12 protein-coding genes, 1 tRNA gene and 1 pseudogene are annotated in these 14,484 nt (G+C 42.3%); 10 read left to right on the top strand and 4 right to left on the bottom strand.

Annotation, left to right across the window (positions count from 1 at the left end; genetic code table 11):
* Nucleotides 1-13 precede the first annotated feature (13 nt).
* Nucleotides 14-556: a DUF5384 family protein gene (locus tag AAC853_RS06980; protein WP_340614055.1), complete on the top strand. Its 543-nt coding sequence runs from the start codon at nucleotides 14-16 to the stop codon at nucleotides 554-556.
* 227 nt (nucleotides 557-783) lie between these two features.
* Here the strand turns inward: AAC853_RS06980 and tsaD are convergent, their stop codons facing one another.
* Entirely contained in the window at nucleotides 784-1,821 is a 1,038-nt protein-coding gene (gene tsaD / locus AAC853_RS06975) for a tRNA (adenosine(37)-N6)-threonylcarbamoyltransferase complex transferase subunit TsaD (RefSeq protein WP_338884291.1), read from the bottom strand.
* A 405-nt stretch (nucleotides 1,822-2,226) separates the two neighbouring features.
* Here tsaD and rpsU point away from each other — a divergent pair, with 405 nt between their 5' ends.
* The 3 genes from rpsU (at nucleotide 2,227) to rpoD (ending at nucleotide 6,492) form a co-directional block, all read left to right on the top strand.
* Entirely contained in the window at nucleotides 2,227-2,442 is a 216-nt protein-coding gene (rpsU, locus tag AAC853_RS06970; protein ID WP_001144069.1) for a 30S ribosomal protein S21, read from the top strand.
* Between the two features lie 114 nt (nucleotides 2,443-2,556).
* Nucleotides 2,557-4,305 (top strand): DNA primase, encoded by a 1,749-nt coding sequence (dnaG, locus tag AAC853_RS06965; protein WP_340614054.1) that lies wholly within the window; start codon nucleotides 2,557-2,559, stop codon nucleotides 4,303-4,305.
* A 336-nt stretch (nucleotides 4,306-4,641) separates the two neighbouring features.
* Nucleotides 4,642-6,492 carry an RNA polymerase sigma factor RpoD gene (rpoD, locus tag AAC853_RS06960; RefSeq protein ID WP_338884289.1) on the top strand — a complete coding sequence of 617 codons (1,851 nt, stop codon included), beginning with the start codon at nucleotides 4,642-4,644 and terminating at the stop codon, nucleotides 6,490-6,492.
* Nucleotides 6,493-6,547: 55 nt separating this feature from the next.
* Here the strand turns inward: rpoD and AAC853_RS06955 are convergent, their stop codons facing one another.
* Entirely contained in the window at nucleotides 6,548-7,327 is a 780-nt protein-coding gene (locus AAC853_RS06955) for a GNAT family N-acetyltransferase (RefSeq protein ID WP_338884288.1), read from the bottom strand.
* A 283-nt stretch (nucleotides 7,328-7,610) separates the two neighbouring features.
* Between AAC853_RS06955 and AAC853_RS06950 the strand changes: the two genes are divergently transcribed.
* Nucleotides 7,611-7,686 (top strand) — tRNA-Ile (locus tag AAC853_RS06950).
* A 253-nt stretch (nucleotides 7,687-7,939) separates the two neighbouring features.
* Here the strand turns inward: AAC853_RS06950 and AAC853_RS06945 are convergent.
* Nucleotides 7,940-8,190: pseudogene (locus AAC853_RS06945) on the bottom strand (helix-turn-helix domain-containing protein).
* A gap of 1,478 nt (nucleotides 8,191-9,668) precedes the next feature.
* Here AAC853_RS06945 and AAC853_RS06940 point away from each other — a divergent pair.
* On the top strand, nucleotides 9,669-10,838 hold the full coding sequence (locus tag AAC853_RS06940) for an MFS transporter (protein WP_338884286.1): 1,170 nt from the start codon (nucleotides 9,669-9,671) through the stop codon (nucleotides 10,836-10,838).
* A 269-nt stretch (nucleotides 10,839-11,107) separates the two neighbouring features.
* Here AAC853_RS06940 and AAC853_RS06935 read toward each other — a convergent pair whose 3' ends face one another.
* Nucleotides 11,108-11,584: an MFS transporter gene (locus AAC853_RS06935; RefSeq protein ID WP_340614053.1), complete on the bottom strand. Its 477-nt coding sequence runs from the start codon at nucleotides 11,582-11,584 to the stop codon at nucleotides 11,108-11,110.
* 243 nt (nucleotides 11,585-11,827) lie between these two features.
* Here AAC853_RS06935 and AAC853_RS06930 point away from each other — a divergent pair, with 243 nt between their 5' ends.
* The 4 genes from AAC853_RS06930 to AAC853_RS06915 all read left to right on the top strand — a co-directional run bounded on the left by AAC853_RS06930 (nucleotide 11,828) and on the right by AAC853_RS06915 (nucleotide 14,474).
* The gene (locus AAC853_RS06930) at nucleotides 11,828-12,151 is read left to right on the top strand and encodes a TetR/AcrR family transcriptional regulator (protein ID WP_340614052.1); all 324 of its coding nucleotides are present in this window, start codon (nucleotides 11,828-11,830) and stop codon (nucleotides 12,149-12,151) included.
* Nucleotides 12,148-12,477, top strand: a complete 330-nt coding sequence (locus AAC853_RS06925) for a hypothetical protein (protein WP_340614051.1) — start codon at nucleotides 12,148-12,150, stop codon at nucleotides 12,475-12,477. The genes AAC853_RS06930 and AAC853_RS06925 overlap by 4 nt, the downstream gene beginning before the upstream one ends.
* Before the next feature lie 246 nt (nucleotides 12,478-12,723).
* A complete protein-coding gene (locus tag AAC853_RS06920) occupies nucleotides 12,724-13,158 on the top strand; it encodes an acetyltransferase (RefSeq protein ID WP_338884281.1) in 435 nt (144 codons plus the stop codon).
* 377 nt (nucleotides 13,159-13,535) lie between these two features.
* Nucleotides 13,536-14,474 (top strand): VirK/YbjX family protein, encoded by a 939-nt coding sequence (locus AAC853_RS06915; RefSeq protein WP_340614050.1) that lies wholly within the window; start codon nucleotides 13,536-13,538, stop codon nucleotides 14,472-14,474.
* Nucleotides 14,475-14,484 lie beyond the last annotated feature (10 nt).

The following is a 14,484-nucleotide window of genomic DNA, read 5'->3' as shown; positions in this document are numbered from 1 at the left end:
AAATAGGTGAATCATGGTTAAAGAAATTTTCATTTCCTCTTTATTAGTCACTCTCTCTATGCCTGTTTTTTCTTCTCCTCTTCAAAGCCAGCTTTCTGCTATCGCTCAAGCTGAAAGTGAAGGTAAAGCGGAAGAACAAAAACAACGCGATGCTCAACAAGCTAAATTAGAAAGAGCAGCCAAAGCAGAAAGAGAAAGAAAACAAAAAGAAGCGGCAGCCAGAGCAGAAAAAATCAGAAAAAAAGAAGCTATTCAAGCAGCTGAAAAACAGAGAATACTTGCTGAAACGGCCGCAGATAAAAAACGAGATCAAGCCTATGAAGATGAGCTACGCAAACTCGAATTGGAGATGAAAAAACTCGAATTGGAGAAACGTTCAGCTAGAGTAAAACGAGAAAACGAATTCATTGATCAAGAACTAAAAGCTCAAGCAGCAGAAACAGATGTTATCCAGTCAGAAGCTGATGTTAATCGTAATTTGTCATCAGGTGGAAAATCTCTGTTAGAAAGTGAGGGGCGGGCTCGCGAGAAACAATCCAGCGGCTGGTTCAAATAATATATGATTTCAGACTTGCTTTAATATTTTACTTTGAAAACAAGATCTCAGTCGTTTTGAACTGCACCCCAAAAGTTAGGTACTAACTGATTAAGGTGCAATTTTTATAGTACCTTGGAGGCCTTGCTCGCGCCGTAATGTGAGTCAAGCACCAACGGTTAAATTTGGAGATAAAACAGACTATCTATTTTATCACTGAGGCGAAGACATCACCTCTATGTTGGTGATTACTTGTGCAAAGCAGGAAGATCCGCTAACGGCCAACGCGCTTTCACCGTTACGCCTAATTCACCGGCTGTACCGCCTTGCAAACGGATCATACCAGCCAGCGCGATCATTGCTCCATTATCAGTACAGAACTCAGGTCGAGCGTAGAAGACTTCTCCTCCCAGCTTTTCCATCACTTGCTGCATTTTGGTACGTAATGTTCGGTTTGCGCTCACTCCGCCTGCCATCACCAGACGTTTGAAACCAGTCTGTTCCAACGCGCGTTTACACTTAATTGCCAGTGTATCCACTACTGCATCTTCAAATGCACGGGCAATATCTGCCTTGGTTTGCTCATCCTCAGCCATATTATGGCCATGAATGTTATCGCGGATGGTATTCGCTGCGAACGTTTTCAGGCCAGAGAAACTGAAATCTAATCCCGGACGATCGGTCATCGGACGTGGGAAAATAAAACGTCCCGCCTTCCCCTGCTGCGCCATACGGGAAAGCACTGGCCCGCCTGGGTAATCTAAACCAAGCAGTTTTGCTGTTTTATCAAAAGCCTCGCCAGCGGCATCATCGATGGATTCACCCAACAGTTTGTATTCACCGATACCCGTTACACTAATAAGCTGGGTATGGCCACCTGAAACCAACAAAGCAACAAAAGGAAACTCAGGGCTGTTTTCTTCCAACATCGGAGCCAGCAAATGGCCTTCCATATGATGCACGGGTATAGCCGGTACATCCCAGGCAAATGCCAGTGAACGCCCAATGGTCGCCCCAACCAGCAACGCACCAACTAATCCCGGTCCCGCAGTATAAGCTACTGCATCAATGTCTTTACTCGTCAACCCTGCTTCCTTCAAAGCCGCCTGAATCAAAGGAACCGTTTTACGAATGTGATCACGGGACGCCAGTTCAGGCACAACACCACCATAATCAGCATGTAGCTTGACCTGGCTGTATAATTGATTGGCTAGCAGACCGGTTTCTTCGTCATAAATTGCGATTCCGGTTTCATCGCAGGACGTTTCTATACCTAAAACTCGCATTGCACTATTTGTCTCGTCGTCTCGTGTCTCGTTATCTGGTCATATACATTCGCATTCCTTTCAACGCGCAACAGTGTAACACTATCTATTGTTGAATTCTCTGCCGACACACCTTCCATATCAATATTCTCACCACTGAATCCATTACATGCTGGCTATTTTTTCTGTTTAGTCTATAATCAATGCCCTACTTGAATATCCTGTGTGGTTAATGTTAATAACGTCGGTATCAGGCTGCTCTTTTTATAGACAAAAAGGCACCCTATAACCCGTGGCGTTATCGGTTTCAATTGCCTCGGCACTTTACAAGGCCGTGTTCATTGAAGTAAAATTCCGCACCATTTTAAAGACGGCTGGCACTATCACGCCAGCGACAAACCCGATTTCTATTGAGGTGAGAGGCACATGCCAGTAATTAAAGTACGTGAAAACGAGCCATTTGACGTAGCACTGCGTCGCTTCAAGCGTTCTTGCGAGAAAGCAGGCGTATTAGCAGAAGTTCGTCGTCGTGAGTTCTATGAAAAACCAACGACTGAGCGTAAACGCGCTAAAGCTTCTGCCGTTAAGCGTCATGCTAAGAAGCTAGCTCGCGAAAACGCACGCCGCACTCGTTTGTACTAATCTACGCGGTCAGTCCGCTTAGTGGTTGTATTAACAAACTACTGCAGTTAAAGGCCGTGCTTTCCCAAAGGAAGCGCGGCTTATTCTCGTTCATCAACAGGCGAAAAAGGGCTTATGGCTGGACGAATTCCACGCGCATTTATCAATGACTTGTTAGCAAGAACCGATATCATTGATTTGATCGATGTTAGGGTGCCTTTGAAAAAGAAAGGCAAAAACCATCAAGCGTGCTGTCCTTTTCATAACGAAAAAACCCCTTCATTCACTGTGAATGGTGATAAGCAGTTTTACCATTGCTTCGGTTGCGGGGCACATGGTAATGCCATTGATTTTTTAATCAACTATGACAGGTTGGAATTTGTCGAATCCATTGAAGAACTGGCAGCAATGCATGGGCTGGAAATCCCCTACGAAACAGGTTCCGGCAGTAGTCAAATCGAACGTCACCAAAGGCAAAATCTTTACCAACTGATGGAGAAGCTCAATAGCTTCTATCAGCATTCACTGGAGACTCCCAGCGCCCAATCAGCCCGACAATATTTGGCTCAACGTGGGCTCAGTGAAGAGATCATCCAGCGTTTCGCCATTGGTTTTGCGCCTGCGGGATGGAATAACACCTTAAAACGGTTTGCCCATAATGCGGAAGAGCGTAAGCAGCTAAATAATGTAGGAATGCTGGTCACGAACGACAATGGCCGAACTTATGATCGTTTCCGCGAGCGGGTGATGTTCCCCATTCGCGATCGTCGTGGTCGCGTGATTGCATTCGGCGGCCGGGTGCTGGGAGATGAACTTCCCAAGTACCTGAACTCGCCGGAAACAGAAATTTTTCATAAAGGCCGCCAGCTATATGGCCTTTATGAGGCACAGCAAAGCCACAATACCCTGACAAGGCTATTGGTAGTTGAAGGCTATATGGATGTTGTTGCGCTAGCCCAATTTGGCATTGACTATGCCGTGGCGTCTCTGGGAACATCCACGACAGCTGAACACGTTCAGTTACTTTTCAGGACAACCGATAATGTCATCTGTTGTTACGATGGTGACCGTGCAGGTCGTGATGCCGCATGGCGTACATTAGAAACCGCACTGCCTTATCTGAATGATGGTCGGCAATTACGTTTTATGTTCTTGCCTGATGGTGAAGATCCTGATTCATTGGTTCGCAAAGAAGGACGGGAAGCATTCGAGCAGAGAATGGAAAAGGCATTGACCTTATCTACATTTTTGTTTGAATCACTCTTGCCGCAGGTTGATTTAAGTAACCCAGAAGGAGCGACTAAACTCAGTTCGCTAGCCATGCCACTGATAAGTCTTATCCCAGGGGAAACTCTGCGACTTTACCTGCTTCAAGAACTTGGAAACCTGTTAGGTACGCCTGATACAACACAATTGGAACGATTTTTGGCAAAACTTGTCAAAAAAGATACCAATACTTATCAGGCGCTAAAACTGAAACCAACAACAATGCGCATACTGATCGCATTACTGGTACAGAATCCGCATTTAGCGACATTGGTTCCCCCGTTACAGGGAATGTTTCCTACTCAGATAGCAGGACTGCCATTATTCATAGAGCTTGTCGACACATGCCTTGCGCAACCCGGTTTAACCACTGGGCAACTGTTGGAGCAATATCGCGATAATAAGTATGCTAAACAGCTTGAAAAACTCGCTGCATGGAACGATATACAGATAGAAGAGATTGCTGAAAAGACTTTCAGCGATGCATTGAACCATCTTTTTGCGTCAGCACTTGATGAACGTTTTAATTTTCTAATGGCTAAAGAGAGAACTGAAGGCCTGACACCAGAAGAGCGTGAAGAAGTCCGGTTAATTACACTATCTGGTGCGAGGAAATAAGAATCTGTTTCAGCAAGGCTATATTCCTTCAAGTTTACATTAACTTGCTGGTTATACTATTTGGCTTATTTATATAAGGTTTATATCCCTAATATGATTTGCTGAAACTATCGCTTGATAAAAATATAGCTTGGTGAAACAAATTCTAAACCAAAACCTAAAATCACAGATACAGAATTCACGGCTTAAATGCCGCATTAGGTAGGGCAGGTAACCCTACAATTGCCGCAATTGAGGGCAGCGGCAATACAATGAAAACGCCCCTAAATATTATTGTTGGCATATTTGTTTCGCCGACCGACCCCAACCAATACTCTGAAGTGTGGATACCGTCTTATGGAGCAAAACCCGCAGTCACAGCTAAAGCTACTTGTCACTCGAGGTAAGGAGCAAGGCTATCTGACCTATGCTGAGGTCAATGACCATCTGCCGGAAGATATCGTCGATTCTGATCAGATAGAAGATATCATCCAAATGATCAATGACATGGGCATCCAGGTAATGGAAGAAGCACCTGATGCCGATGACCTCATGTTGGCAGAAAACACAAATGACACAGATGAAGACGCAGTGGAAGCAGCTGCGCAAGTGCTATCTAGTGTTGAGTCAGAAATCGGTCGTACCACCGATCCGGTTCGTATGTACATGCGCGAAATGGGCACGGTTGAACTCTTGACTCGCGAAGGTGAGATTGACATTGCAAAGCGCATTGAAGATGGCATCAACCAAGTGCAGTGCTCCGTTGCTGAATACCCAGAAGCAATTACTTACCTGTTAGAACAATACGACCGTGTTGAATCCGGCGAGAGTCGTCTATCCGATTTGATCACGGGTTTCGTTGATCCTAATGCAGAAGAAGATCTTGCCCCAACTGCCACTCACGTTGGCTCAGAACTTCCGCAGGAAGAACTTGACGACGAAGATGACGAAGATGATGAAGATCGTGATGATGATACTGACAGCGAAGAGGATAACAGCATTGATCCAGAAGTCGCTCGCCAGAAATTTTCAGAATTGCGTGAACAATATGAGCTGACTCGTCAGGCGATTAAGGCTTATGGTCGTAATCATCCTAATACCGCAACAGAAATATTAACTTTATCTGAAGTATTTAAACAGTTCCGCTTGGTACCAAAGCAGTTTGATCACTTGGTCAACAACATGCGTTCCATGATGGATCGCGTACGTCTTCAAGAACGTCAGATCATGAAGATGTGTGTTGAACAATGCAAAATGCCGAAGAAAATCTTCATTACGCTGTTCTCTGGCAATGAAACCACTGATACATGGTTCACCGCTGCAAAAGCAATGAATAAGCCATGGTCTGACAAGTTGCTGGAAGTTGAAGAAGAAATTATGCGTAGCCTGCAAAAGTTACGCCAGATCGAAGAAGAAACCGGCCTGACCATTGAACAGGTCAAAGACATCAACCGTCGAATGTCAATCGGTGAAGCGAAAGCCCGCCGTGCGAAAAAAGAGATGGTTGAGGCTAACTTACGTCTGGTTATTTCGATTGCGAAGAAATATACCAACCGTGGCCTGCAATTCCTCGATTTGATCCAGGAAGGTAATATCGGTTTGATGAAAGCGGTTGATAAATTTGAATACCGTCGTGGTTACAAATTCTCAACTTACGCAACATGGTGGATCCGTCAGGCTATCACACGTTCTATTGCGGATCAGGCACGTACCATCCGTATCCCAGTACATATGATTGAGACCATCAACAAACTCAATCGTATTTCCCGCCAGATGTTGCAGGAAATGGGTCGTGAGCCTTCACCGGAAGAGCTGGCAGAACGTATGATGATGCCTGAAGATAAGATCCGTAAGGTACTGAAAATTGCCAAAGAGCCAATCTCCATGGAAACCCCAGTGGGTGATGATGAAGATTCACATCTGGGCGATTTTATTGAAGATACCACTCTCGAACTGCCGCTGGATTCAGCAACGTCAGAAAGCCTGCGCGCGGCGACTCATGATGTGCTGGCAGGTTTGACTGCACGTGAAGCGAAAGTGCTGCGTATGCGCTTTGGCATCGATATGAACACTGACCATACCTTGGAAGAAGTGGGTAAACAATTTGATGTAACCCGCGAACGTATTCGTCAGATCGAAGCAAAAGCACTACGTAAACTGCGCCATCCGAGCCGTTCCGAAGTACTGCGTAGTTTCCTTGATGACTAATCAACGGATTTAGTGATAAATCTGAAAAGCGTCTGTTTCGACAGACGCTTTTTTATTATTTGCGACTAAATCCCTGATATTCAAACAATGGCTTAAACCCAATACGCCGGTACAACCCATTACCATAGCGAGAAGCATCCAAATAACATACAGTTGCACCATCTTGTTTAGCTTTATTCAGTACATAATTGATCAAGGCAAAAGCATATCCCCTTCGCTGCTTTTCCACCACCGTACTAATATCATCAAGACGGACAAAATTATTTAATCTTGATAGAGTCAAAGAGCAAACCGGCATCTCATCAATATAAAAGGTATAATGTTGCAAATTTTTTCCTGCATCCAAGGCCGCCTGATGGCATTTTTGGTATTGCCCAGAAATAGCGTCATCTGTCACAAATGCACTCTCTATCGGGATTGCCCAATCATCTAAACAGTGGTCAACACACCGAATGTCATATTCCATAACCGAGACGTTGTTCATCTGCCAATCCATCAAATCAAGCTGCATAGCTGTAGTTATGCTATCAGCATCCAACACAAATCCAGCCTGCTGAATCACTGCTAAAATTTGACTATCTGGCTCTACAGCAACAATTGTAAAAGGGACATAAGTCTTCTCTTCCAGTAACCGAATTCCCCTTTGTAAATCTCCAGCAGTCTGTTCACTAACATTGATCACCAACAAAAAATTCAATGAATCCGTTTCAACACCTGTCACATAGACTCGAATCCTTTCACTGAAATGCTGGGACATTTGGCTGATAGACGAAAAAAAGTAATCTTCTATTTGGTGATGGCCCCAAATAGCAGTCGATAGCTGATCTTTTTTCATATTTATTTACCAAAAATTTTTATAAAAAGTAAAAGCATAAGAAGGGTGGAAAAACACAAAACTGGACTAACAAGATTTTCTTGACCAGATTATGATCAGAGACCAACGAATAATCAGAAATATTTATTATAAAAGCAACCAACATCACTAAAAAAGCGTTCAGATTACTTCCAATAGGCTGAAATACGTTAAAAGATACTGATTATTGTCTATAAAATACGCATACGAATTTTGGGGGCTAGACCTAACACCAAACTGTGCCGTATAATCTCCCCAATTCGACGGCCCCTTAGCTCAGTGGTTAGAGCAGGCGACTCATAATCGCTTGGTCGCTGGTTCAAGTCCAGCAGGGGCCACCAGATTTATCAAGGGGTTGCATCAAAAGTGCGACCCCTTAGTTTTTTCTAGGATACCTTCTGGCAGTACGCGAGGTATAATCGATTAACATCGCTACGGTAATAAGCCGTTATCATATTTCTCTCTGTGATATTTATCACATCCCCTGAATATTCGACGTTTACCTTGCTCCTTTTCTAATCACCACTTGAAATGCAAAACGCCATGATTTCTAACAATGGCTAAGTTCGGATCTCAAGAACTGATGAATAACTATTACAGTGGCTTATGGCAAGCGTGGTGTTCAATTAATCTGCCATACGAATCAAAATAGCAGCTAGACCAGATTTCTGAGGGATGTATTTCGAGAAGCTCCATTCACCTTTAGAACATGGACAGCTAAGAATATTTGCCAGTGTAGATGAACTAAGTTCTGCTTCACGAGAGACAGCCGCTAAGGTTGGTCCACACTTACGTAATGCAGCAATAATATCGGCTTGATGCCAGTCATTTTTAACGTTATTCATTCCTGCTACCTCTTCCATTAATTAATATTGATGATGGCGATAACAGGCACACTGGCAGAAATTTCCTACCAGTGGATGACTCTTTCAAGGCTGAGAAACCTTGACCACCAGATAATGAAATGGTTCTCCGTCTCCCAAGCAGCAGTATATTAACAGGGAGATTATTTTATTAAGAACCCAGCATCATTGAACAATATCGCGTTAGTATTGATCTCGGCAAACATTCTTTTCATCTCCACTGCCAGGATAAATCGGGAAGGGTCTTGCTACACAAAAAAGCGGTTTATCGACCTGATGAAAACCTGATTAGCAAAATGGCTCATTGAAATCGGTCGGATTTTTAGGTATATCAAGTGTGGAATTCATTGAGACACAGGCAATTTTGCCTACTTTGATACCGGATAGATTTGCCAATGGCGAGACCATTTTAACTAATTGGGATACAGATATTCAACAATAAAATGTTAACTACATCATTTAAAGATAAGGCTGTAATAGTTTTATTTAATGCAACTATTTTAACAGCCATATTCCTTATCACACTGAGGCTGGATGTTATTTTTCGTAAAGATGATTACCAGATTTACCGAGAAAACACGGCAGAAAATATCGCGCTATTGAATAAACAGCTCGCCTTAAATAGGCTAAAATAGGAAGACAGGCTTCATTACGGAGTAGTTTTTATTTATGTTTTGGCAACGATTATCAATTCACAAATGAAGCCTTTTCTATACGAGTTAAACTTCAAGTTGCAATTTACAATACCATATGAAACCTGATTTCTCCTCATTTCGCGGGGAGAAATCACACGCGTCTTGAAGTTAGATTGGTATAGTAATTAAGTCAGTTTTAATATAACAATAAACATTGTTTTTTCTTTTAATTAAGAAATCTTATAAACTTCCCCGATGCCAGTTCATTAATGCATTATAATTATTTATTAATCTATTTTTGACCAAGCCTTGTTTTAGAAAATAACGGCCGCATAAACACATTCAATATTCCTTAAGAGGAAAGTATCATTTTATTGCCTCCATACTAAAAACATGATGCAGAACTAGATATTTTCAACAAAAAATTAATTGAGTGAAATAACGCTATTTCATCGCACGTGGATGGAATATTTTTATATCCAACAGAACCTTAAGGAAACCAGCCATTTTATGGTACTTACAATTATTTTTGACTAATAACAGCTTCATATTTTTATGATGTTCACTTCTTACGTGCTTTGCCCTCGAATTTACATAACCATTTTCTCCATAAATCTTTTCATTCATAAGTATCAGTTTTTCTCGTTGTATCTCTTTGTGAGAAAGGGCTATAGTCCGCACCACTCACGGTTATTGAGTGACTTACCTACTGCTTAAATCATCAAGATATATTCCAGTCCTTGGCATATATCGTGACCGCTATTCGGAAAAAACGTGATGAGAAGCAGCGCCTTTGGCTGATTTTTTTATGTGGAGACGACAGTAGTGAAACTGCTGCGCAAGAATGACAGTGCATTTGTACCTGTCGCCGGCTTGACTGTTTTTGCCATTGCTTCTGGTTACCTAATGAGCTTAATTCCACTGTCGATGGCAAGTTTCAGCATTGATACAGTTTATGCCAGTTGGTTAGCCAGTGCTTATTATGCCGGTTTATTAATCGGCTCAATGATGATTGAGCCTGTTATCGCCAAGATAGGTCACCGCCTTTCATTTATTGCTTTTTTGTTGCTTTTATCAGCAACTGTTATCCTCTTGCCTTTTTTTCCAAATAAAGAAATTTGGTTAGTTGTGCGATGTATTGCCGGCGTGGCCGTTGCCGGTATCTTTGTCGTGGTCGAATCCTGGTTATTGATCGGTGACAACCCCAAAGAACGAGCCAGACGCCTGAGCTTTTATATGACGTCTCTTTACGGTGGAACAACTTTAGGACAATTATTGATCGGGCCTATTGGCACACAGGGAATGATCCCCTTTATGGTCATTTCGGCACTGCTGTTTGTCGCAATTTTGCCTCCATTATTCGTGCGTCATGGTCAACCTCCTGCGCTCCACCACCAAAGTCTATCGCTAAGAAAAATGACTGAATTCAGTAAACCTGCGATCGTTGGTTGCATGACATCGGGCATTATTATGGGCACTATCTATGGTCTGATGCCTTTATCACTCAGCCAAAGTCATTTCAGTGCCGATCAAGTCGGTGTATTAATGGCAGCCATTATTCTAGGCGGAATGGTCATACAACCCATTATCAGTAAACTGTCCGTCATCATGAGCAAAACTTTTTTATTGGCAATGGTTTCATTACTGGGTGTATTTGCCGTAGGAATGACCTATCTCTTTGAACATTATATTGTCATGATAGTGTCACTGGCTCTTTTGGGCATGTCATCTTTTGCGCTGTATCCCATTGCGATTACCCTTGCTTGTGACAAGCTGGATGCATCCTATATTGTAGCGGCAAGCCAGGTCATGTTGTTAAGTTACAGTGTCGGTTCCGCCGTTGGGCCACTGGTAGCAGGGCATTTTATGCTACAACACTACTTTAAGGTTCAACACAATGGATTGATGAGTTTCTTTTTCATTGTGTTATTGGCTACTGCGATTTATATGCTGCTGGCGAGCTTGTATCGCAAAGACCGTGTACTGGCAAGCTAAATAGTTTGTCAAAATGATAGGTACAACTTAATGCCTCGCACTACGAGGCATTAAACCCCCTACGATTCGTAGTGGTTCACTATTATAAAAACCTATTTAGAAATCACCGCTTTTAACTTTTACGCACCACTTTTTCACAGAACTTGTATGTGATGTAGCGAGATCAGTGCTGAAAAATAGTAAAAGACATGCCATTGACAGGCCAACCAAGCCAGCACACAGCATCGCCAACCCAAATCCACTTGCCATTGCAGCTCGGTAAATATCATTCAGCCAATCTTGATTTGCAGGCAGAACATGATTGACGACCGCACGACGGGCGAGATCACTTGCTGCCGAAGGGCATTCATTGTGGCTGAAGCAATACCAGCCCGTTCAGGAGGTGCATATCCCATAACCATCATACCAGTTGCCGGGATTGCCAGCCCCATTCCCACCCCCAATAACGCAAGATCAGCCCCAATAACAATGTACGGCGTGTATGGACCAAAAGCCAACATCATGCACATGGACAAACCAACCATGCTATAGCCCCCAACCATTAGGAGCTGGAGAGGAATGCGTGTCGTCAAACGCCCAAAGAGTAGCGATACAGCTGTTGTGGTAACAAACTGTGGCATGAGATGCCATCCAGCCAGCGCCGGTGAATCGGCCTGTGCTTGCTGTAAAAATAGTGACAAGAAAAACAGGCTGGCGTAGCCGGTAAATCCTAAGACAAACGAAGCCATATTTGCCAAGGCTAACAAAGTATATCCAGCGACTATAATAGTAGGTTGTCAACGTGACCGATTCGAGGCTCTCAAAGCGGACCTGACGTATTTACAGCAGCATCACTTTGCTGTTCGCATCAAAGCATGTAGTCTATGAACACACATGGCACTCATATGCCAGTGTAACTCCATTACGTAGCCAGGTATTTGTGGCACGATTCTGTGAATGCAGCCGAAACCTGGGGAGTTGTTTTCAGCACGTAAAATTGACATAGCACAATGAGACACAAGACAAACCAGCACGAATTGGAAATTCCAAAAACCCCACGCACCAAGCCAGCTGAAGTACGCCTTGATGAATTGATGGCGGCAGCTGAACACCTCTTCCTGGTACAGGGTGTTGATGCAACGACGATTAATGAAATAGTCAAACTGGCCCAGGTGGCTAAGGGGATCTTTTACCATTATTTTGCCTCCAAGAACGAGCTACTTGAGGCGTTGAAGGAGCGCTATACTACGCAGCTCTTAAACGGCTTGAGGAGGCTATCGATACCTGCAAACCCAACGACTGGCTTGGTCGGCTTTGTACGTGGATTCGAGTGAACATTGAAACTTACGCCGAAACGTACCGAACACACGATATTGTTTATGCCAACCATCACCATCACGATCGAAATAACCAAGAGAAGAACACCATTCTGAAACAGTTACAGGCCATTCTCGAAAATGGGACGCAAGCCAAGGTGTGGCAAGTAGATCATCCACACATTACTACATTGTTGATTTATGCAGGCGTACATGGCGCCACCGATGATATCATCGTGTCTTCACACTCCAATCGAGAAGTCTTTATCCATGCTGTCATCGCCAACTGTCTACGCATGGTTGATATTGTCGATGATGACACACTTCAAAATCATTCTTGCTAATGGGCTAGCGGGGGTCACTGTTGCTGCGTAAAAAGTTTAAAGAACCGTTGCTTATACAGGCGCATTTTGCTCGATAAAAGCACTGTTTAATCGTTATTTAACGCGTTAATAATCTTTAAAAGGCACAACAAATAGTGAGCTAACGCTCGGTATTAACTCAGTTGTATTTTCTTATTTTTACTTTAAGATAGCCGAAAAAACACCCATCCTGAAACCGAAAGCAACAGAAAAATTTAGGGATATCAAATGAAAATACAACAAGCCAGCAAAACTGATTTTTCGACACTAATTCAGATTTGGGAAGCCTCTGTACTTGCTACTCATGATTTCTTGCCCAGGGCTATGATAGAAGTTTTACGCCCACAAATTCTTAATGATTATTTACCCAATCTCACTGTTTATAAGGCGGTGGATGAACAAGATAATATCGTAGGATTTATTAGTACCGATCAACATCGAGTAGAAATGTTGTTTATTGCGCCACAAGCGCGAGGAACAGGGATCGGTAAGATGTTACTGCAATTTGCCATTAACAAATTACGGATCAACGAATTGGATGTAAACGAACAAAATACACAAGGCGTCGGTTTCTACCAATATATGGGATTTCAGGTATTTTCTCGCTCAGAGCTTGATGGACAAGGGAACCCATTTCCTCTATTACATATGAAACTAGTTTGAAAGCCTCGCAACGTTAAAGAAAAACAATACATAAATAAGATAAATATATAAAATATAAATATCATTTAAGGAATAATTTATCAAAAAATAAGTATTATTTTATTGAAATAATACTTATTACTATAAAAAATAAATAAAATTAAAATAATGGTATATTTTGTAAACATTCGAGCAGAATTTGATAAATCAATGATATAATAAGAACCGTCTATCCCCATCACCTTTCAAGTTACAGCTTTGCTGGCTACGTTTATCCCCCATAGTTACGTAGTTATAACCACAGAGTTCATTATGCTCTTGGGGATTTGTTTTCTTGCCACTATGCTGCAACTTGAAATTCAGTAAGTATAAATATTTTTTGTTGAGTTTAAGTATTGATGAGTTATTTACAACAACCTACGTCTTCAGGAATAAAGCTATTTGCTGATCTTGTCGGAAAACGTATTATCCCAGGGGAACTCTGGTATTCTTCCGGTACCCGTACCAAATTTGCACTACGCAGTCTTCTGACTCCCATTTCAACATTAAAACTGTTGAATGGCATTACCAGAACGCCTCATTATTTGGACATTCTGAAAAAACAACCCAGTTGGCCTTGTAAATTACATCGTCCATATTTAAGCATTAATTTTAAGCGCAACCAGATTGTCGGCGCTCTGAATGATCATTATCAAATATTATTCAAACAGTTAGAATCTACTGTTATTAATCGTATTTTTGCTGTTCATGCTTATTTACTGGCAACCATTCAAGGGAAAAATGAAACATTTCTAATATATATTGACGCACTGGACAACCTGAATAAAGAAGGTGAACTTTCTCTCTATATGACTACTGCGGAGAATGTCATTTTGGCCAAGTGTGCTTTCACTTTATTAACAATTGATGGCAAACAGACACTCTTTATTGGTGCACTACAAGGGCCAACTAAAGGGGATAATTCTCTGGAGATTATCCGCCATGCAACTAAAGAGTGTTATGGATTATTCCCCAAGCGCCTGTTGATTGAGGCTATTTGTCGTTTTGCCGATCATATGAATTGTGAGCAGATCCTGGCGGCCAGTAATGAGACTCATATCTACCGTAGCATCCGTTATTGGCATAAAAAGAAAAATAAAATGGTGGCCGATTACAATTCTTTCTGGGAATCGCTAAGTGGCATCAGAAATGAAAATAATGATTTCCATTTACCCTCCTATATAGAAAGAAAATCTTTGGATGAGATCCCCAGTAAAAAACGCGCCGAATATCGCCGGCGTTATCAATTACTGGATGATTTGGAAAACGATATCAAGGCATCCCTAAAAGTCACCTGATTTTCTGCCA

Source organism: Xenorhabdus thailandensis (assembly GCF_037996785.1).
Taxonomy (GTDB): Bacteria; Pseudomonadota; Gammaproteobacteria; order Enterobacterales; family Enterobacteriaceae; genus Xenorhabdus; species Xenorhabdus griffiniae.
This window is presented reverse-complemented; position numbering and strand designations above follow the sequence as displayed.

Coding starts and splice junctions, on each gene's coding strand:
- AAC853_RS06980 (WP_340614055.1), top strand. CDS start 14: ATGGTTAAAGAAATTTTCATTTCCTCTTTATTAGTCACTCTCTCTATG.
- tsaD (WP_338884291.1), bottom strand. CDS start 1,821: ATGCGAGTTTTAGGTATAGAAACGTCCTGCGATGAAACCGGAATCGCA.
- rpsU (WP_001144069.1), top strand. CDS start 2,227: ATGCCAGTAATTAAAGTACGTGAAAACGAGCCATTTGACGTAGCACTG.
- dnaG (WP_340614054.1), top strand. CDS start 2,557: ATGGCTGGACGAATTCCACGCGCATTTATCAATGACTTGTTAGCAAGA.
- rpoD (WP_338884289.1), top strand. CDS start 4,642: ATGGAGCAAAACCCGCAGTCACAGCTAAAGCTACTTGTCACTCGAGGT.
- AAC853_RS06955 (WP_338884288.1), bottom strand. CDS start 7,327: ATGAAAAAAGATCAGCTATCGACTGCTATTTGGGGCCATCACCAAATA.
- AAC853_RS06930 (WP_340614052.1), top strand. CDS start 11,828: ATGAGACACAAGACAAACCAGCACGAATTGGAAATTCCAAAAACCCCA.
- AAC853_RS06920 (WP_338884281.1), top strand. CDS start 12,724: ATGAAAATACAACAAGCCAGCAAAACTGATTTTTCGACACTAATTCAG.
- AAC853_RS06915 (WP_340614050.1), top strand. CDS start 13,536: ATGAGTTATTTACAACAACCTACGTCTTCAGGAATAAAGCTATTTGCT.